The organism is Cohnella phaseoli, from assembly GCF_003386235.1.
GTDB lineage: Bacteria > Bacillota > Bacilli > Paenibacillales > Paenibacillaceae > Cohnella > Cohnella phaseoli.
Genome location: NZ_QRDZ01000034.1, coordinates 89,870 through 111,217 on the forward strand (window position 1 = coordinate 89,870; position 21,348 = coordinate 111,217).

A 21,348-nucleotide genomic window follows, 5' to 3' on the forward strand; every position below is an offset into this window, starting at 1 on the left:
CTCTTACTCTAGCATATCCGGATGTACAGGCAGGCTTTGCACAATCTCGTTCATGCTGAACGAGGCGCACGGAACCGTCTTCGAACTGATCGTGTCGTCTTCGGCGTAAACCTCGATCAGTTCGTAGCGATCTCCGTCCAGAGTGTATTGCTCCAGCGTAAAGTTGGAAAGATCAACGATCCAATATTCAGGGACGCCGTATTTCGCATACACGGTGCGCTTCTTTACCTTGTCCCGCTTGCGCGAATGCACAGATGTAATTTCCACGACAAGATCGGGAGCGCCGTTAACGCCTCTGTTGCTGATGATCGATATTCTGCTGCGATGGATCATGACGATATCCGGCTGCCGAACTTCCGTGTTGGACAGGATGACATCGATCGGCGACGGAACAATGATGAACTCGTTTTCGCAACTGGTTTCTAAACGGAATAGCATCTTGTAACATATCATCTGATGCGTAGTCGTCGGGGAAGGGCTCATCAGTTCCAATACGCCGTCGGAAATTTCGTAGCGGTTGCCGTCGTCGATCATGTTGGCGTACAACTCGTAAGTAACGGGCGACTCCTTGACGACCTCTTCGTACGTTTTCTTTTTCTCTCTCATGACAGTTCTCCTCCTTATCGGAAAAAAGAAGCACCTCAGCAAAGAAACACATCGTGTGTTTATCTTTGCGAGGTGCTTCCCCGACATTTATTTACTCCATTATGCATGAGTCTCCATGATCTGTCAATTTGAGGGGCAGAACCGTGTGCGCAAATAAACCCGATTGCGTCCGGTTATACTTCGTCCCACATGCGCTTCGCATTCTCCAGACCTGTTTGGGCCCCGAATCGGCAATCTTCCAATCCTTCGAACTCGATTGAGAGATATCCGTCGTAACCGGAAGCTTTAATGATGCGCAGCACCTCCCGCATGTCGATATCTCCCTGCCCAACGATCGCGCCCCGAAGGTAATCGCCGCTGGCAGTCTGAAACCATCCGTTGCCGGGATTGAGATGCTTGGAACGCAGGTAGAAATCTTTCAGATGAATCATCGAGGCCAGACCGACATTATTTCTTACGCCTCTGACCGGACTTTCGTCGACGCACATGAAGTTGCCGATGTCCAGCGTCGTCTTGAAGTTCGGCCGTCCGACCGCGGCGATCAGGCTTTCTACCCGTTCGCTTGCCTGCATGTAAAACCCGTGATTTTCTACGCTTGTCGTAATTCCGAAGTCGGCCGCATATTCGGCAATCTGTCTGCACGCCTCGGCAAGCATTGGCAAATCGTTCTGGAAATAAACGATCGACGTTTGTTCCGGCGGTCTCGATGCGACGTCGTGACGGAACAGCTTCACGCCCAGCGCAACCGCGATATCGACTTCCCGTTTGACTCGTTCGATCTCTTGCCGATAGGCAGATTCATCCTCGCATACGAAGTTGGCCGCGACCGTGTAATTCGAGATGTCGATGCCGACTTGCTCGGCTTTGCGGCGTATTGTCGGAACAAGCTCCGGCTGCTGCGTCAAATCGTAGCCGATCGGTACGATTTCAACATGCTCGCCGCCGATTTCCTTCGTCCATTCGATCACGTCCGGCACAGTCATTTCCTGCGCTATAATCGCTCTGCTTAAGCTGTAAGTGCTCATTCCCCATTTCATTTTCTGCACCGCCTGTCATTGTTTACAAGACTACCCTCACTATAGCCATTGCACGCCGGGAGAGAAATTGAATTTAGTCAGCTTTACCCGGAAATAATTCAGAACCCTAAGGAAAACGTGTCGTTTTGTTGTTATATTAGGGTTGTAACTTCCGACATCATGGAGGGGGACTGGATATGTATCGGGTATTGATTGCCGAGGACGAGATGCTCGTGAGAATGGGACTCAAGCATTCGATCGACTGGAGCGAATATCATATGACTGTAATCGCAGATGTTGCGAACGGTCAGGAAGCGCTGGAAATCTATCGACGGGAAATGCCGGAACTGCTCATTACGGACATTAAGATGCCGATCATGGACGGCATGGAGCTGATTGCCAAAGCGCGTGAATTGAATCCGGATGCGCAGATTGTCATTCTGACTTGCGTGGAAGATTTCGAGACGGTACGCAAGGCGTTGACCCACAATGTGCAGGACTATATTTTGAAGCTGGAAATGACCACAGAAGATATGGGAACGGTATTGGCCAATATCAGGGACAGGCTCGATCGGCTGCACAAATCGGCGCATACCCGCAGCGATGTGGATATCCATATTCTGAAAGACAATCTCATGAAGGAATACTTGCTGGGAACGCGATATAGCGAAGCTGAATTTACGGCCAAAGCGGCAAACCTGAACATGCGGCTGCACCCGCATCGGTTAGTCGTGACGCTTATGGAAATCGACAGGTTCGACCTGTTATGTAAGCGGTTTAAAGACCAGAAAGGACAACTCGTCCGCATGTCGCTATTGAACGTACTAAGCGAAGTGTTGACGAATTACGGCTGTGGAGAAGCGTTCGCCGATGCGGACAGCCGCTATTTGCTCGTATTCGGCTTCGATGAATGCAGTGGGGAACAATCAATAACCGATACGGTGAACACGATCGTCGAGCACATTCGAAGTGTCCTAAACATGTATTTCAACATTTCCGTTTCATTCGTCATCAATCGTCCGCAGATCGGCTACCCATCGATGAAAAAGCAGTATAGCGAATGCCTGGCAAAGCTGGAGGATCGATTTTTTCTCGGCGTCGGCTCAAACACTTATGTAGGCGGACAGCAGCCTATGCGTATCCCGGAACAGATCGGCAGCGATCTTCTTCGGCTTGTGCAGGATTGGCAAACGAACGATGCCGCCAAAAAAACGCTCGAGCGCACGATGCGTACGTTTTTGACCCAGGATACCGCTGTGAATGCGGCGGATGTCAAGCGTACCTTTAAGGTCTGGGTGCTCATGGCTGCGCTCGCCGTCCGGCTGTCCCAGGCGAATTTGCCGGAGCTCGTTGCGGATTATAGCGATCGTATGGCCGGGGCGCGGACTTTGCAGGAGCTGGCGGATACTTTTCGTACCTATCTGCAAACGATCGGGGATTTCTTGTCCAATAAAACAACGTTAAGCAAAGAGGTATCCGATGTCATTCGTTATATCGATGACAACTATAAAAGGGAGCTTACGCTGGCGGAGTTGGCGGAGGTTGTTCATGTCAGTCCGAATTACTTAAGCAGCTTGTTCAAGAAGGAAGCAGGCATTAATTACGCCGATTATTTGCTGCAATATCGGATTGACAGAGCGAAAGAGCTGCTGCTGGGAACCTTCAGCAAAACTTACGAGATTGCGGAACAGACCGGATTCGCCAATCAAAGCTATTTCAGCCGGGCGTTCAAGAAGCTGACAGGAATGGGGCCGAAAGAATATCGCAGAGAATGGACGATGCACCGGGATGCGGAAGGGGAGCCGAACGATGAAGGGCATTAGCCGGACCGTCATCCGCAGATTGTGGCAGAGTATTCGCGCCCAGCTTGTGCTTACGTTCATGATCATGAGCATCATCGTCCTTGTATTAAGCTCGATACTGATCTACTACGGCGTGCTGGACATTCTGAAAACGCGCAGCGAGGACTCGACGTTAAGACTATTCCAGCAGACGGAACAACGCATTCAAGGGTTTCGCGCCGAGATGGACAAAGTATCGAAGCTGCTGCTGCTTAATCCGGAAATCGAAAGCTATATGAACAAGGAGAAGGACGGGGCAAATTACGACGCGGAGGATGTCATCCAGATCAACGGCCTCCTCAATCAATTATCGTTGATTCTCAAAAACTACGATTTTATTTCGTCGATTTATTTTTTCTCGTCCGATGGCTCGATTATCGGGTTGCGCGATGACGAACCGATCGCGGTGAGCGACGAGGATCAGAAGCATTGGCAGGAAATCACCGCTACATACGGAAACGCCGGCCGAACGTTGGGCGACATCCTATGGGTGAGACCCGAGGTGTCGCAGCGGCTGCTTCGCGACTTGAGCTACAGGCCGCTTAACGAACCGATGATTTCAGTTGTTCGCGGGTTCAGCACGATCTACAGCAAAAGATGGAATGCGTTCGTGATTAGCGTTAATGAAAGCCGCTTGGAAGATTTGTACGGCAACTTGTCCAAATTCAGCGAGGACGAGACCTTTCTCTATGATGGAAGCGGCAATATTGTGTCCAGCTCCAATAAATCGGCGATCGGCTCGATGGCCTCCCCGCAATTGTTGGAGCGGGGCGATAGCGAGTACGGCAGCTTTACCGAGCAAAATAAACAAATTATCTACTACCGTATGGCGGACACGGATTGGACATTAGTCCGATATGTGCAAATCAGCGATTTGGTCAGGGACATCTGGTCGCTGCGGAGCAAGATGATGTGGATTGTCCTCGGCAATGTCGTTATCGCCTTGATTTTATCCTTTTATTTCATTCGCAAAATCACGATGCCGCTCAAGCGTCTGACGAAGGGGATGGGGGAGGTGGAAAAAGGCCGGTTAGGCGTCACCTTGGAGAATGTCGATAATGAAATCGGGATGCTGACCCGGGGATTTAACCGGATGTCGCAAAGCATATACGAGCTGGTAGAACGGAACAAAGGAGCGGAGCAGGAGAAGCGGCAGATTGAAATCAGTTTGCTGCAATCGCAATTGCAGCCGCATTTCTTATACAACACGTTAAATACGATCAAGTGGATGGCGATTGCGGCTCAAGCGAAGAACGTCGCCGACAGCATTACATTTCTATCGAATCTGCTTAAGCCGATCTATAACAATCCAGCGCTCGTGTGGACTTTACGGGAGGAAATCCAATATTTGAACAGCTATATTAAAGTAATGAATATTCGCTACGGCGAGCATATCGTCATGGAATATCGCTTGCCGGAAAGGCTGCTCAACGCTGACGTACTGCGTTTCACGCTTCAACCGATCGTCGAGAACGCGATTGTACATGGCATGGAAGCCAATCAAGTTATCGGCACTATTGCATTGGAGGGCAGAGAAGAGGAGGACAAGCTTGTTCTCGAGATCGAGGATCGGGGCAGAGGCATCTCGAGCAGCGAGCTTGCCGATCTTCAGGCCTATCTTGCAAGCGGCGATCAGTTAACAGGGGAAGTTCCGCGATTTGGCATCGGCTTATTAAACGTCCAGAAGCGAATACGGCTTCATTTTGGAGAAAACTACGGTCTCTCGATCCATAGCGTTGTCGGGGAGGAAACTCGGGTGACGTTAGCCCTTCCGCATAAAATCGTAATCTAGTACATAATTGCACTCGCTTTCTGTCCAAACAAATAGGCGGACAGGAAGCGAGTGCCTATAATCGTAATTCCGTTTATTTAACATTCGGCTGCAGCTCTCTATAATTCATCTTAACGGATCTTTCTCCAAGACGACTAGAGAGGAGCAGCCTATGCAAGCCCCGATTACAATCTCCCCCATCCCGAAGCCGAAACCGAAAATTACATGGCGGCGATTGTCGTTGTTTCTGATGATATTGCCGCTTCTGGTGCTCGTCATCGCATTCAGCTATGTGCCGTTATTCGGATGGGTCTATGCGTTCTTCAAGTATAAACCCGGCATTCCGCTGTCGGAGACGCCATTTGCCGGTTTGGAATACTTCCGCTTGTTATTTGGCGCGAATAGCGAAATCGGGAAAGTGTTGATCAATACGCTTGTTATGAGTTTTTTGAATATTCTGTCATCTCCATTGCCGATTGTTTTTGCCATTCTGCTATCCGAGCTTCGCGGCCGCAGGTTAAAGAAGTTTGTTCAAACGGTAACGACAGTGCCTTATTTCATTAGCTGGATCATCGTGTTCTCTCTCGTTTTTTCCATCTTTTCGTTCGAGGGTATTTTCAATACGCTGCTGACGCAACTAGGCTGGATTAAAAATCCGGTTAACGTGCTGGGCAATCCGGATACGGCTTGGTACGTACAGACGGCGATCGTCATCTGGAAAAACACGGGCTGGTCCGCGATCATCTATTTTGCGGCGATTGCCGGTCTGGATTCGCAGCTGTTCGACGCCGCCAAAATCGACGGGGCGGGGCGGTTCAGGTGCATATGGCACGTCACGCTGCCCGGATTGATGCCGACGTTTATCGTACTTCTGCTGTTAAATGTAAGCAATATGCTGAGCAACGGCTTCGACCAATTTTTCGTCTTTTATAATCCGCTCGTTGCAGACAAGCTGGAGGTGCTCGATTACTATATCTATCGCGTCGCCTTCCATGGCAACGATTATCCGTTCGCCACCGCAGTGGGCATGTGGAAAACGTTAATCAGCATCGTGCTCTTGTTTGCCGTAAACCAGTTGGCCAAGAAATTTCGCGGCCAATCGATCATCTAGCTTTAAGGAGGTGCCCGCTTGAATACGAAACGTACAAACTTCATGGAAGCTTTATTTCATAGCTGCAATCTCGCTTTTTTCCTAATCGTTGCATTTGCCTGCACCTATCCTTTCTATTATATATTGATCTACACGATCAGCGATCCCGTGAAAGCGGCAGGCGGACTGCTGCTGCTGCCCAAAGGGCTCAATTTCGTCAATTACGAGAAATTGCTGCAAACGCCGGCATTGTATTCGACGGCAGTCATCTCGATTTTTCGTACGGTCATCGGAACGATCGTAACGGTAGCGTGCTGTACTTTTTTCTCCTATATCGTAACCAAGCAGGAATTGTACTTCCGCAAATTCATTTATCGGTTTGTTGTCATTACGCTTTATTTCAACGCCGGTCTCATTCCGTGGTACTTGACGATGAGATTCATGCATCTCGACAACAACTTCCTGCTGTATGTGCTGCCATCGGCGATCAGCGGTTTCTACATTGTTCTGATCAAGACGTATATCGAACAATTGCCGGCGGCTTTGGAAGAGTCGGCGATGATGGACGGCGCGGGGTATTGGACGGTTTTTAACAAAATTATCGTGCCGCTCTCGCTGCCGATTATCGCCACGATCGCCGTCTTTGCCGCTGTAGGGCAGTGGAACGCCTGGCAAGACAATTACTTTCTCGTCTCAAAGCCCAGTCTGCAGACGTTGCAAGTCATGCTATATAATTACTTGAACTCCGCGGCCGCGATGGCGAATATGAATCCGTCGGACCTCCTGGATAAGAGCGCCGCGCACAAACTTACGCCGGAGTCGATCAAGATGACGATGACGATGATTGTCACGTTGCCGATTCTGTTTGTTTACCCGTTCATGCAGCGTTATTTTGTCAAAGGAATTATGTTAGGGGCCGTAAAAGGCTAATGCAACGATTGAACGGTCTTGGCTGCTCACCGCAGACAGGCTTTCAATATAGATGATTACGTCACTATGGGAGGATTAGGAATGATCAGAAAAAAAGCAACATGGCTATTCGTTTCCTTGATCATGGTACTCGTAGTTGCAGGATGCAGCGGCAGTAACGGCAACAAGGGGGGCAGCAATGCATCGCCAAGCGCCTCCGCCGGGAGCAGCGCATCACAAGGGACGCCGGAAGCAAGCCAGAACACAGAACCTGTGAAGCTTACTTTTTATTACGGAAATGTTCCTTTGAAGAACGAGGGGCGTCAGACAGACGAAGTCATGCAAGAGCTGGAGAAGAGATTGGGCGTCGAAATCGAGTTTATTAATCAGAATGCGGACAGATTCAAGCTGATGATGGCGAGCCGGGAATTGCCGGACATTATTTTCTCCTTCGAAGAAGATTACAAGCAATTGATCGAAGGAGATCTCATTCTCCCGCTTGACGATCTGGTTCAGAGCAAGGGACCGGACATTGCGAAAAATACGGAAGCGCTGGACTATTATCGTAAATACGTAAGCGCTGACACCGGAAAGCTGTACCTGCTTCCGATGCAGGTAGGCGCAACGAAGGAAATGGTGGCCAAGGTGCCTTTCACCGATTACGGCGCCGGTTACCTGACAAGGTGGGATTATTACAAAGAACTAGGCTTCCCGCCGATTACAAGCCCTGACGATTTTCTCGATGTATTGAAAGCGATGCAAGAGAAGCATCCGACGACGGCAGACGGTAAAAAAGTATACGGCGTATCTTCTTTCGTGGAAAAAGCGGGTTGGGGCTTATATCCGTTCTACGTTCAAATGGCTCTCTCTCAAGGTTACATGGACGGGCCTGGCAACTATATGATCGATGCCGACAGCAACTTCTATAACTTCCTGGCCCAAGAGGACGGCGCTTTCTGGGATAGCATGAAGTTTTTCTTCAAGGCGAATCAGATGGGGCTGCTGGATCCGGAATCGTTTATTCAGAATTTGGACCAATACCAGAACAAGCAGACGAATCTGCAAGTCTTATCGGGGATTGGAGCTTGGTGGCAGGCAGGCGCGAACGAAGCGCTCGCGACGATACCCGATGCCGGATTTGTCACGATTCCGATGGAAAACCACTCTATTTACAAAACAAACGTATCGGTCATCGGGAAGGCGGGCAGAGCGTTTGCGATTGCCAAAAACTCCAAAAATCCGGAGAAAGCAATGGAAGTATTGAATTATCTATACAGCAATGAAGGGATGAACTTACTGACCCGAGGCATTCAAGGGAAGCAGTGGGATAAGGTAGACAATAAACCGGTATTTCTGGAAAGCTTCATCAAAGCTCGCGAGAATATCGAAGAGGCGGAAAGGATCGGCGTTACAAAGTATGCGTATATTTACGGTTTAAGCGATTATACCGTCAATTCCGACGAGGGAGTGGCATTTGATTTAAACTCGGAATCTCTCATTCAAAGTATTGAGTGGAAAGAATATCAGTTGGACTATGCCAAGCATTACGGCGGCGATTATCCGGGAGATGCCATCGAGAAAATGGCAGAGCAAGGCAAAGTCGACTTGATGGTGTTCGATACGTCGGGCAGTGTGGCTTTGGGTACGCCGCCGGATGATATTAAACGGATCGACGATTCGATTAAAGATTATATGTGGAAAGCGATGCCGAAAGTCATTCTGGCCAAATCCGAAGCGGATTACGAGACGCAGAAGAAGAACGTCATCGACGAGCTTTACAAGATGGGACTCGACAAGTCCAAGGCCTATTGGGATGAGATGTGGCCGCAATCGATCGCTCGCGTTAAGCAATAGGGAAGTATCAAGGGAAGCTCGGAGTAGGGGATAAGAAGGATTAGCGTCTTATCCCTTCTTTCGAATGCGCATTAAACCGGTTACATGATTCAGTGATCCTGAAGAGGAGGCATGGATGATGACAATAAAATCATTCGGTCGGGCATGTACGATAGTTCTCTTGATCGCAAGTTTAATCGGATTGGGCTATGGCAATGCGTTCGGAGCTGCTGCCGGCGAGGGGGACGCTACTCCGGGCAATGATGCTGCATCTCCTTCGTTACAGGCTGCAATTTCGGATATAAGCGGTCATTGGGCGAAAAAACAGCTGCTCGAATGGCAAGGCATTGAGCTGATTAAAGGCTACTCCGACGGGAGCCTGAAGCCGAATCAGCCGATTACAAGAGGCGAGTTGATCGCGCTGACGAACCGGGCTTTAGGTTTCACGGAGGAGGCGCCGATCAGCTTCACGGATTTGCGTTCGTCCGATTGGGCCTATAAGGAGGTTGCCATAGCGGTCAAAGCCGGATACGTCCAAGGCAATGCCGATGGCACGATCGGAGCGAACCGGCAGATCAGCCGGCAAGAAGCCGCGGTCATGCTGAGCCGTTTGCTAAAGCTGGGCGATGACAGCGATACCGCGAATACCTTCAGCGATGCCGAGCGAATCGCGAAATGGGCCAAAGCTGCCGTCGGAGCCGTTGCTGCCGGGCGGATTATGATCGGGGACGGCAAACGAAGCTTCCGGCCGGAAGCGTCCATGACGCGCGCCGAAGCGGTCGTTGTGCTGGATCGCAGCATCGTGTCGCTTGGCGGACAGCGGATGACCTACGACAAAGCCGGCGTCTATGGCCCCGAGGGCAGTGTGCAAACGGTCAAAAAAGACGTTATCGTCAACGTTCCAGGAGTCACGCTGCGCAATATGAAAATCGAAGGGAATTTGCTGCTCGCCGCAGGAATCGGCGAGGGCGATGTGACCTTGAACAATGTTACGGTGATCGGCAAGACGACAGTGAACGGCGGCGGCTCGAATAGCATCCATTTCCTGAATTCGACGCTTGCGACCGTTATCGTCGACAAAAGGAGCGGCAACGTTCGCGTACTGCTGGAAGGGTCGACGACTGTCGCCTCGCTGACGATATTAACGCCGGCCACCCTAAGCTTGGCTGATGACGCCGTAATCGAATCGCTAATTTTGGAGGCCGTTACACAAGCGCTCGGTCAAGGAACAATAAAACTAGCAATTCTTCATGAAGGCGCCAAATCATCGACATTCGCAAGACAGCCATTGAAGAAGGAAGGCACAGGCGCCATTGTCGGATCGACGACGGGGATGACGGGTTCGTCCGGTACGCCTGGTACGCCCGGGCCGACAACCTCACCGGAGCCGACACAGGAATACGGCACAGTAAGCGGGCATGTGTTCGGTCCCGACCCTATCGGTATCGAAGGCGCCGAAGTCACGCTGGTCGGACCTGTAACGAAGACCGCCGCATCGGAACCAAGCGGAGCTTTCGCCTTTAGCAATGTGCCAATAGGTACCTACAAGATCATCGTATCGAAGGATCATTATTCCGACGGCATTTCGAGTCCATTTAATGTGACAAGCGGCGCGACTTCCGTCATTGATGTAACGATCGAACCCGGAGCGGATTTGAGCGTTGTGGTCACCGGACAGGCGCAGGCGGTAATCGTCGTTGACGATGCAAGCTTAAGCCCATCCGCAAATACGTTAGCCGAGTACGTTCAGAAATCTACGGGCGCGGTTTTGCCGATTCTGACTACGGCACAGCTGACCGCGTCGGGAAATACGTACGACGATGACGTCCGCATTTATATCGGCAAGAGCGTACCCGGGGCGGAAGCCGCCGTCGCCGTCAAAACGCAAAACCTGAACGATGACGGATTTGTCATTATGCCTTACGGGAATGACCTTTCGATTAGCGGGCCGACAGGATCGGGAACGAAGTTCGGCGTTTATGAGTTCCTTGAACGTTATGTCGGCGTGCGTTGGCTAATGCCTGGACCCGATGGAGAAGACGTGCCGCAGCAGGACGATGTGGTTGTTGCGTTTACGTCGGTCATTGATGAACCCGCTGCAATATCCCGCCATTTCTTCGGCACGGAAGCCTGGTACACCTTACAGACGACCGCGGATTGGGCCGAGCGTAATCGCATGCACGACGCAATCAAGTTCCATCATTATTTGAATGTGCTGTTCGACCCGCAAGTGTTTGCAACCCATCCCGAGTACTATCCGGGAGGCGTCGTGCCTTCGCATCCGTACGCATGGCAGCCATGCCTTAACGATGACACTGCCGCTGCGGCCATTTGGCGGATCAAGGACTACTTCCATAACTTCCCGAACGAAAAGTCTTTCTCGCTAGGGATCAATGACAGCGATAACTATTGTGCGGCCGACGTGGCGCTTGCGAATGGCAAGATTAACTCTATTGGCGTCGTAGACATGTCCGATGTGTACTATGCCTGGGTTAACCAAGTCGTGGAAGGCGTGCTGGAAGATTATCCTGATAAAAAATTCGGATTGCTGGCCTATTGGAACGTATACGATCCGCCTTCGACAGTAATGCTCAATTCCCACGTCATTCCTTATATTACGGATGATCGCTTGACCTGGATCGACCCGGATATGGCGGCAATCGGCAACGATATTACCGAGCAATGGCAATTGAAAGCGGACAATTTAGGATTTTATGAATATTTGTTCGGAACGCCGTACAATCTGCCGCGCGTGTATATGAATCAAATGGCAGACAACTACGAGTATGCCAAGGAACACAATGTAGTCGCGCATGTGGCGGAGCTCTATCCGAATTTCGGCGAAGGACCGAAGCCGTGGCTGTCGGCCAAGCTTCAATGGGATCCCGATCAAGATGTCGGCCTTCTGCTTGACGAATGGTATGAGCGAACGGTCGGCGAGGATGCGGCATCCTATTTGGAGCAGTACTTTGATCTCTGGGAGAACTTCTGGACCGTACGCGTATTGAATACCGACTGGTATCTTGATTGGAAGAACAAGGCCGACAGGGCAAACTTCCTTCCTTTGCAGGACCACCGCTATTTATCCGCGGTAACGAAGGCCGACTTGACGGAGAGTCGCAGCCTGCTGGAGCTGACGGTTGCCAACGCAGCGACAAGCAAGCAAAAAATTCGCGCCGAGAAGCTCCTGCGCGCCTTCGAGCTGTTCGAAGCATCGGCACTCAGTTATCCGCGCGGGGATGTCGATGCGCCAACGAACGAACAGGATGCTTTGGCGATGCTGGCAGATGTGAAACAAAGCTTCGATATGGCGATGAAACGTCAGGTGCTTACGGAGCAGTTCAAAGGAGATCCAATTCTTAATCTGACGACATATGCCCAATATAGCGGCAAGTGGGATGGGATACAGACAGAATGGATTGCCGCGCTCCAAAGCTATGCGAACACGATTACGGATCCTGACAGTGAATTCCTTGCGGAGTTCCAGCGCGTGCAAGCGTATTTCGACAGCATTCATGAGTATTCGGCGACCGCGGTCAAGACGACGGCAAGCAAGGCGACGATTCTGTCCTCGCTTGATTTCAGCCAGGGGCCTTGGACGGATGCCGTACCGGTTACCGAGTTTCTAAATATGACATCCACGGAAGCCCCGCCGGCAGAGACGAGGATGTATCTGTTGTGGGATAACGACAATTTGTATGTCGGCTATGAGAACTTTGATCCGAATATGTCCGGTATCATCATGAACGACGATGCGCCCGGCGGATGGTGGCGAGTAGCGGACGACTCGGTTGAAACGTATGTGACAGGCGACGTGACCGGAGGGTATACCGGATACTTCACCAATCCCAAGGCCGTCAAATTCATTTACAACTCAAGTTCGGCCGGCCCGGTGCCAGGCGTAGACACTAATTGGCAAGCAAGCGAGCAGATCGGAACCGATCGTTGGAACGTCATTCAGGTGATTCCGTTCAGCAGCATCGGGGTTAATCCAAGCACGACAAAGACGCTGATGGGATTTTTCTTCCGAAATTACCACGGTCAATCCGTATATCTGGGCTGGAGAGGCGGGGCGCCTTGGACGGCAAAAGATTTCAGACCCGTACATCTCGTCGAGGGGAATAATTCGGTCACGAATCCGTCCATCGAAGAAGGCCTGGTCTCCGAGCCATGGCTGGCATCCGAATGGTATTCGTACTACACGGACCAGAATTCGACGGTATTGCGGACCAGCGCATTCAAGCGCACGGGCGGTTTCAGCCTGGAGACGAGCGTGACGAATGCTAATAGCAGTCCTTTCAAAGTGATGTCGATTACGCCCGGCAAATACAAAGCCGTGTTGAATTACTTCGTGCCGATGAACGCCAACGTTTCAGGCAGCATTCAATTGATAGCGACGATCGGCAATGGAAACGGCAACCTCGACAGTATCGCATCGGTCGAAAGGCCCGTTTCATGGCTGCCGGGCAGATGGGTGCAGTTCGAGTATACGTTCGACGTTGAACCGGATTATAACGGTGAAGTGCCTGACAGCTTGATTCTGAAAATCAACCATTCCGGGTTCGAGTTAGGAGAGAAGCTGTACATTGACGATGTCTCTTTGTATAAGCTGTCGGACTGATCGGTAGATATGATGAGTCGACAACGGGGCTGTCCTCTAAGCCAACCAAGTTGCTCTGAGTGCTGATCGATGAACAAGGTAAAAGGGGGATGTACCTCCCTCCGATGCTATACGCTCCTGAAATGGGAATAGGTAAACCCGTTACAAGGTCATTTCAGGAGCGTATGAGGCAGTCTCCGGGCTAATCATGACCCTCAACAATTCCAAATGATTCCAGAAGTTGTTCGTATAATTATCGAAGACGCTTTAGTGGCATACAATCCCTGATCTTGGTTGATTTATACGGTTTTTCCTACAAAGGTTCGTCGTTTGAGTCTGAGCAGAGGGGCTTTGTACGATTTTTCGAACAAACGTCCGCCGTTTAAGCCTGATTCGAGCTACGTTGTACGATTTTCCGACTAACTTCCCTGAGTAAATTCAAGTGTTGCAATTAAATCCGCCGTAAAAGTTGATTATCCAGTAAATTGGAAACGTTGTGGATCAATCATAGGTCTCCGGGAGGTACACCCCCTTCTTTATACATCGATCCTCTCAAGCAACTCTGCTTGTGAGACATAGATTTAATTAATATTAAAGTTGTTAGGCAACAGGTGTTCAACATGGACTGGAGGCACGATCATGAGATTGATAAAACGGGCTGTTCATCTGGATTTTCATACTTTGCCCGACATTCCTGATTTTGGCGCTAATTTTGACGCGAAGCAATTCGCAAGGACGTTGAAAGACGCCAAGGTAGATTTTATTAATGTGTTTGCGAAGTGCAACATCGGTTTTGCCTACTATCCGACGAAGATCGGTTTGCCGCACCCGCATATGAAATTCGATATGCTTGGACAGATGGTCGAAGAATGCCACAAGTTGGGCATCGGCGTTGTTGCTTATTTTAATGTCGGCCTGGATCACGAGATGGCCCGAAAGCATCGTGAATGGTGTCTGGTCAATAAGGAAGGTCAAATCATTGAAGGAGATCGGACGGCGAACTTTTTCCGGCTCATGTGCTTAAACTCGGGGTATCGCGACTATTTGCTGAGTTTGATCAAGGAAGTCGTTGATCTGTATCCCGTGGACGGCATTTTTCTGGATTGCATCCTGATCAACCCTTGCTATGGGAACGAGTGCAACGAGAGCATGCTGGAGCGGGGCATGGATCCGTTGAAGGACCAGGACGCTGCCGCCTTCATGAAACAGACGGCCATCGATTTTTTCTGGGACGTGAAGAAAGCGATCGGGGATGACATCTTCTTCTTTCCGAACGGACTTGGTCACATCAACTGCTACGGACTGGGCACTCACATCGAAATCGAATGCTTGCCGGGCGCGTGGAGCTACGATTACTTTGCCGCCCAGGCGGCCTATGCGCGCAACCTCGGCAAGCAAGTCGTGTATATGACCGGTCGATTCCATGCCAGCTGGGGAGATTTCGGCGGATTAAAAAGCAAAGCCTCGCTTGAGTACGACTGCTGGGATGCAATCAGCAACGGCATTACGACATCGGTTGGCGACCATATGCATCCCCGCGACGGTTTGGAGCCGGATGTATACCGGATGGTCGGGGAGGTATACGCCGATATCGAGCGCTATGAACCTTGGACGGACTATGCCCGCGCAGTGACGGACATCGCCATCATTATGCCGGAAGGCTGCGATATGGGCGCGAACAATGTGGCGTTTCCGCAAGGTCAGGCGATCTTGAACGCGGCGGCGAGAATGCTCGGAGAGCTGAAATATTCTTTCGACATTATGGACGAGCGAGCGGATATCTCCAAGTATAAAGTGATTATTCTGCCTGACGTCATACCGGTCACGAATTTGCTTCGGGAGAAGCTGGAAGCGCACCTGGCCAAAGGCGGCGGCATCATTAGCACCGGCAGCTCCGGTCTCAATCCGGAGAAAACGACGTTTGCCATGAACGACTGGAACATGAGCTACGACGGTCCCGACCCGTGGAATGCCTCGTACTTCAAAATGCTGGAGGGCGACCGACAGCTTCTCCCGGACCGCTTGTGCGCGATTTATAACCAGGGCATTCAGATGAACGGAAAACCGGGCTCGCATACGGTTGCCGACTACTATCAGCCGTATTTTAACCGCAAATGGGACGGTTTTCACGGCACCTTCTATACACCGCCGGAAAAATACGCGGGATGGCCGGCTGTACTGCGTTCGGGGAATGTGTTCCAGATTTGCTTCCAGCTCTTCGCCGGATACGGCGAATATGCGATGCCGGAGCACAAATATATGCTGAAACACTGTCTTGAGCAGCTGCTGCCGGATCCGATCCTCAAGGTTGAGCATATTCCATCGACAACGCGCGTAACGGTGACGGCCAAGGATCAGATGCAAATGATTCACGTCAAGGTCACTTATCCGGAAATGCGCAACAAATATAACGTCATCGAGGAACATGCCACTCTGCATGGCGGAGTCGTGAGCATTCGAGGCGAGAGCCCAAAGGCTGTGTACGTCGCGCCAACGAAACAACCTCTCCCTTACAAAATGGTCGACGGTTATATTCGCATCCCGCTGCCTGAAGTCGTCGGATACACGATGGTTGTCGTGGAGCATTAAGCGTTAAGAGGAGCGGCGCTGGGGAAAAACGTCTATCGGCGATAAATTGTCTATTGCACGTTAACGCGGTTTTCTCCACCTTTCGTCTATGTTGCGCCATATCGTCTATATACGGGATCGGGAAATGTTTGTAGCTTGAAGGTGAAGCTGCGTTAGAGGAGCAAGCGTCAAAGGAGCAGGGGAGAATGGAGCGCAATTACGATTTTCGCAAACGGCTCGAAGTTGTTCACAAGCCGAACCGCCGCGATCCGGTTGTTTGTGCCGATGAAGGCGAGCCGGAAATTTCGGAAGATTGGCGCATCGTCGTCGATGAGGCGGCCGGGCCGTTGCTCTTGAACACGGCCAAAGACTTGCAGGATTACCTGTTTACAAGTATGAACGTCTCCGTTCGCTTGATCCGGACGCGGAACGTTGCGGAAGCAGAGGCTGGCGGAAATCGCGTCATTGTGCTAGCGACGAAGGAACAACTGCCCGCGCTGGGCGGAGCGCTTGAGAAATCGAGAAGCTATCGGATTGTTGTAGATGCGGACCGTATCGTTGTATGCGGGTTCGACGACAGAGGAGCCGCACAGGGGAGCTATTTTCTCGAAGACAAAATGAATTTACGCGAAGCCCCGGTATTAGAAGTCATGGACGTTACCCGAGAGCCGCTGTTCTCGCCGCGTATGGCGCATTCCGGCTGGGGGTTGGACCGCTATCCGGATGCTCATCTGAACGCGATGGCCCATGCGGGCATCGACGCGATCATGGTGTTCGTGAAGGATGTCGACGAAACTCCGGAAGGCTATCAGGATTTCAACTACCTGGTTGACCGCGCCGAGCTGTATGGGTTGGACGTTTATGTGTACAGCTATTTAACGAGCAGACTTCATCCGGACGACCCGGATGCCCAGGCTTATTACGAGAGTACTTACGGTAAGGTGTTTCGGGCTTGCCCCCGTTTCAAGGGCGTTATTCTGGTAGGAGAATCTTGCGAATTCCCGAGCAAGGACCCGAATACGACGGGCAAGCTGCGTCTCGAGTGGCCGGCCGACCAGCCGCAAACGAAGCCCAGCCCGGGCTGGTGGCCGTGCCGCGACTTCCCTCAGTGGCTTCGTCTGCTGTCGGGCACGATTCGCGCCCATAACCCGGATGCGGATATCGTGTTTTGGACGTACAACTGGGGGTATACGCCGAAGGAAGATCGCCTCGCGCTCATCCGCGCGCTTCCGGAAAATATTACGCTGCAAGTGACGTTCGAAATGTTCGAGCAAATCCGCAACGAGCATGTGACCCACGTATGCGTCGATTACACGCTGTCGAACGTCGGGCCGGGCGAGTATTTCCGCAGCGAAGCGGAAGTCGCCTGCGAACGCGGCATTAAGCTGCACGCCATGAGCAATACCGGCGGGCTCACTTGGGATTTCGGCGTCATTCCTTACGAGCCGTTCCCCGGCCAATGGAATCGCAGACATTCGGCGCTGTTGAAAGCCCGCGAGGACTGGGGACTGAGCGGCCTGATGGAATCGCATCATTACGGCTGGTGGCCTTCGTTCGTGAGCGAGTTGGCCAAATGGGCTTATTGGAGTCCGAGTCCGACTTATGAGGAAGCGTTGGCGATGATCGCCAAGCGGGACTTCGGCGAGGAAGCGGCGCCTCTGGCGCAGGAAGCGTGGAGCGCGTGGAGCGAAGCGATTCGGCATTATGTTCCGACGAACGAAGACCAGTACGGTCCGTTCCGCGTCGGGCCGTCTTATCCGCTTGTGTTTCGCAAGCCCATGTTTGGCAAGGCGGTACAAATGCCGGCAGCAAAGCATGCGATGTTCGGGAATGAAATCGTATTAACGGACTATGAACCGTTGGAAGATCCGCGGCAATCGCTCGGCGTATCCCGCATCGACGTAGAGCTGCGCAGTCTGGGCCGCATGCTGGAGCGGATGGAGGAAGGCAACGGATTGTTGGAGAGGGTGCTGGCGTTGACGCCGGAGAACAAAAGGGCCGATGGCAGGTTTATGCTCGGCATTGGGCAGTTTATCGCAAGGTCCTTGCAGACGACGATTCATGTCAAAGAGTGGTGGAAGCTGAAAAAGCAACTGCTGAGCGAAGGGGATACCGACAAAGCGACGACTTTGCTGGAGCAAATGGAGGAGTTGGCCTTCAGGGAAATCGCCAACGCGGAAGCGACAATTCCGCTCGTGGAAGCCGATTCCCGGCTTGGCTGGGAGCCGAGCATGGAATATATGACGGACGCCGATCATTTGCGGTGGAAGATCGCTCAAGTGAGAAGCGTGTTGGACAGCGAGTTCGCGCAATATCGCAAATCGCTTGCGCTAACAAATGCCGTAAATTGAACGAACGTTGGCGGAGGAAGGGGAGGGGGCGGCATGCAGCGAGAGCCGAGAGCAAACGTTGTCCCTGCGATGGGGCGGCAGGAACGGGGAGCCGTTCAACTGAAGGATCTCGCCAAGCAATTAAACGTGTCGGTATCCACGGTGTCCCGGACGGTGAACGGTACCGGCCGGGTAAGCGCCGAGACCCGAAAGCGGATACTGGCGGCCATCGAGCGGACGGGATACCGTCCGAACGAGATCGCTCGCAGCCTGAAGCGCCGCAGCGCCCGCACGCTTGGCGTCGTGCTGGCGGACATCTCCAACGGCTTCTGCTCCAAGGTGATCAAGGGCGTGGAGAAGGTGGCCAGCGAGAACGAATACAGCGTGTTCGTGTGCAATACGGACGAGGATGTCGGCAGAGAAGAGGACTACGTTCGGCTGCTGCTGCAAAACCAGGTCGGCGGGCTGGTCATCGCTACCGTCGGCGCGGATTCAAGGCTGTTTCAGCCATATCTCGATGCCGGCATTCCGGTCGTCTTCATCGACAACCTGCCAAGCATGGCGGACAGCTATAATCTGGTGGCCATCGACAATGTCAAAGCGAGCCGGGCTATCGCCCAGCATCTGGCGGACCAAGGTCATCGCCAAATCGCGATGCTAACGGGACCGCTGCATCAATCGACGGCTGCCGAGCGAACGCGGGGCTTTCGGGAGGGACTGGCGGATTCCGGCATCGCATTGGAGGACGAATGGATCGGCGTCGGTGAATTCAAGCGCGAGAGCGGCTACCGGATCATGCGGGAGTGGTTGGAGCGGGAAGTATGTCCGACGGCGGTGTTCGCCGCAAGCGACTTTCTGCTCTATGGCGCGATCCAGGCGATCTACGAGAAAGGGCTGACCATTCCCGGCGACATCGCGGTTGCTTGCTTCGACGCGAGCGACGAGACGGGCCTGTTGAGGCCGGGAATCACTTCGGTCGTTCAGCCCGCGTTCGAGATCGGAGCGTTAGCCGCGGATCTCATCATGAGAAGAGAGCGGAACAAGGAAGTAAAACGATTCGAGAAAATTGTGCTGGAGCCGAACGTGGTTTTGCGGGAATCGAGTCTTAGACAACTTTGAAGGGAGAGGACGAAATGGGAAAGGGTCAGGGCAAAGCGCAGGGCAACATGCAGTGGATTTTTCCCGATTGCGAACTGCCGCCGGCGGGGGATTCCCTGCTGAAGGGGCATGAATCAGTCATTGTGCTGAACTTGGGGAACGACGAGGCAAACGTGAGGTTAACGCTGTATTTTACGGATCGCAAACCGGTTCGGGAGATCGAAGTAAAGGTCGAGGGGGAGAGAGTACGCTGTTTGCGGCTCGACAACCCGGATGATATGAACGGATACGTCGTTCCGCGAGAGGAACAGTACGCGCTGAAGGTCGAGAGCGACACGCCGATCGTCGTGCAGTACGGACGGCTCGATACGCGGCAAGACAACATGGCCTTTTATACGACGATGGGATTTAGCGAATAAGAATGGAGCTGGGACAACGATGAAAGATAACGTGCACGTGATATTCGGTTTCGACATGGAGACGGACGTCGGCAGCTTTACGCCGTATTACGACGGCGTAAAGAATGCGACCGGCCCGCTCGTCGAGCTGTTCGACAAGAAAGGCATTAAAGGAACCTTCTATTATACGGGGGATGCGGCGCGTCGAAATCCGGAGAGCGTCGAGTTGGTCAAGCTAAGCGGCAACGAGGTCGGCTGCCACTCGCTGTTTCACGAGACGGTCGGCGACGAGCTGTTCCCGATCCCGGGCGTCGTGCCGTTGCTGCCGGAGGAGGTGCCGCTGCGCATCGAGAAAGCGACGGAATGGGTACAGCAAGTGCTGGGGCATCAGCCGGTTTCGTTCCGCGCGCCTCGTTTATGGGGTTCGACGGCGCTGCTGAACTCGCTGGAGAGGCTGAACTACGTGTCAGACGCGTCCTATCCGATGTATTTTTACCGAGAGCGTTTCGTGCCTTACCACCCAAGCAGAAGCGACTGGACGAAGGAAGGCGACATGAACATCGTCGAGATTCCGAACTTCGCCGACATGGTTATGCAGAGCAAAGATCCGGGGTTGGAGCGGGACCGCGACCAGTGGCCGCTGTTCCGGACGCAGAGCGCGGACGAGCTGATGAAGCGCATCGACGGATTCGTGAAGTTTCTGCGGGATCGCAACCTGCCCGTCGTGCTCTGCTTCTACTTTCATCCGTGGGAGTTCATTCCGATCCAGGAGAGCTACCACTATGGCGAAGCAACGGTGACGCCGGACCGGTTCCTGACGCTTGGCTGCGGCGAGAAGGCAATGAGCGAGTTCTCGATCTTGATCGATAGATTAAAAGATATGGGCTCGACGTTCCATCGCGCGGACGACTTTGCGGGCTTGTGGAGCAAACAGAGATTAGTAAAATAAGCAGCTTTCGCTGAATACGACAATAAGGAGATATGAACCCATGACAAACCACGTAAAAATACCGGACCACGAATACAAAGAAAGAATTCAGAGAGCGGCCAAGCTCGCAGCGGACAAAGGGCTGGACATCCTGATCGTTAACTCCAACGAAGCGGACTATGCGAACGCGCGCTACTTCAGCGGCTTCTGGCCGCTGTTCGAACGTGCGGGCGTAGCGATCACGCCTGCAGGCGATGCGGCGCTCATGGTCGGACCGGAGAGCTCGGTGTATGCGCGCGACTTCGGCAAAATCGACAAGCAGTTCACGCTGATGGAGTATCGCGAATCCGCCAACCCGAG

General features: G+C 52.4%; 14 protein-coding genes. 12 read left to right on the forward strand and 2 right to left on the reverse strand.

Annotation, left to right across the window (positions count from 1 at the left end):
* Window positions 1–3: 3 nt before the first annotated feature.
* Together DFP98_RS31330 and DFP98_RS31335 are read right to left on the reverse strand one after the other, a co-directional pair.
* Window positions 4–606, reverse strand: coding sequence for a Uma2 family endonuclease (locus DFP98_RS31330; protein WP_116064582.1), 603 nt, complete (start codon window positions 604–606; stop codon window positions 4–6).
* Window positions 607–779: 173 nt separating this feature from the next.
* Window positions 780–1,643 carry a sugar phosphate isomerase/epimerase family protein gene (locus tag DFP98_RS31335; protein WP_116064583.1) on the reverse strand — a complete coding sequence of 288 codons (864 nt, stop codon included), beginning with the start codon at window positions 1,641–1,643 and terminating at the stop codon, window positions 780–782.
* Window positions 1,644–1,819: 176 nt separating this feature from the next.
* Here DFP98_RS31335 and DFP98_RS31340 point away from each other — a divergent pair, with 176 nt between their 5' ends.
* The 12 genes from DFP98_RS31340 to DFP98_RS31395 form a co-directional block, all read left to right on the forward strand.
* Window positions 1,820–3,445: a response regulator transcription factor gene (locus DFP98_RS31340; protein WP_116064584.1), complete on the forward strand. Its 1,626-nt coding sequence runs from the start codon at window positions 1,820–1,822 to the stop codon at window positions 3,443–3,445.
* Window positions 3,432–5,255, forward strand: coding sequence for a cache domain-containing sensor histidine kinase (locus DFP98_RS31345; protein ID WP_181918054.1), 1,824 nt, complete (start codon window positions 3,432–3,434; stop codon window positions 5,253–5,255). The genes DFP98_RS31340 and DFP98_RS31345 overlap by 14 nt, the downstream gene beginning before the upstream one ends.
* A gap of 151 nt (window positions 5,256–5,406) precedes the next feature.
* Window positions 5,407–6,345 carry an ABC transporter permease gene (locus DFP98_RS31350; RefSeq protein ID WP_116064586.1) on the forward strand — a complete coding sequence of 313 codons (939 nt, stop codon included), beginning with the start codon at window positions 5,407–5,409 and terminating at the stop codon, window positions 6,343–6,345.
* Window positions 6,346–6,363: 18 nt separating this feature from the next.
* A complete protein-coding gene (locus DFP98_RS31355; RefSeq protein WP_246016908.1) occupies window positions 6,364–7,254 on the forward strand; it encodes a carbohydrate ABC transporter permease in 891 nt (296 codons plus the stop codon).
* 81 nt (window positions 7,255–7,335) lie between these two features.
* A complete protein-coding gene (locus DFP98_RS31360) occupies window positions 7,336–9,087 on the forward strand; it encodes an extracellular solute-binding protein (protein WP_181918055.1) in 1,752 nt (583 codons plus the stop codon).
* Between the two features lie 118 nt (window positions 9,088–9,205).
* Window positions 9,206–13,687, forward strand: coding sequence for a DUF4838 domain-containing protein (locus DFP98_RS31365; RefSeq protein ID WP_181918056.1), 4,482 nt, complete (start codon window positions 9,206–9,208; stop codon window positions 13,685–13,687).
* A gap of 618 nt (window positions 13,688–14,305) precedes the next feature.
* Entirely contained in the window at window positions 14,306–16,255 is a 1,950-nt protein-coding gene (locus tag DFP98_RS31370; RefSeq protein WP_116064589.1) for an alpha-amylase family protein, read from the forward strand.
* 185 nt (window positions 16,256–16,440) lie between these two features.
* Window positions 16,441–18,585: a hypothetical protein gene (locus DFP98_RS31375; RefSeq protein ID WP_116064590.1), complete on the forward strand. Its 2,145-nt coding sequence runs from the start codon at window positions 16,441–16,443 to the stop codon at window positions 18,583–18,585.
* A gap of 33 nt (window positions 18,586–18,618) precedes the next feature.
* Entirely contained in the window at window positions 18,619–19,683 is a 1,065-nt protein-coding gene (locus tag DFP98_RS31380; RefSeq protein WP_116064591.1) for a LacI family DNA-binding transcriptional regulator, read from the forward strand.
* Window positions 19,684–19,697: 14 nt separating this feature from the next.
* Entirely contained in the window at window positions 19,698–20,081 is a 384-nt protein-coding gene (locus DFP98_RS31385) for a sensory rhodopsin transducer (RefSeq protein ID WP_116064592.1), read from the forward strand.
* 19 nt (window positions 20,082–20,100) lie between these two features.
* Window positions 20,101–21,009, forward strand: a complete 909-nt coding sequence (locus DFP98_RS31390; RefSeq protein ID WP_116064593.1) for a polysaccharide deacetylase family protein — start codon at window positions 20,101–20,103, stop codon at window positions 21,007–21,009.
* A gap of 40 nt (window positions 21,010–21,049) precedes the next feature.
* A partial coding sequence (locus tag DFP98_RS31395) for an aminopeptidase P family N-terminal domain-containing protein (protein ID WP_181918057.1) occupies window positions 21,050–21,348 on the forward strand: 299 nt, incomplete at its 3' end.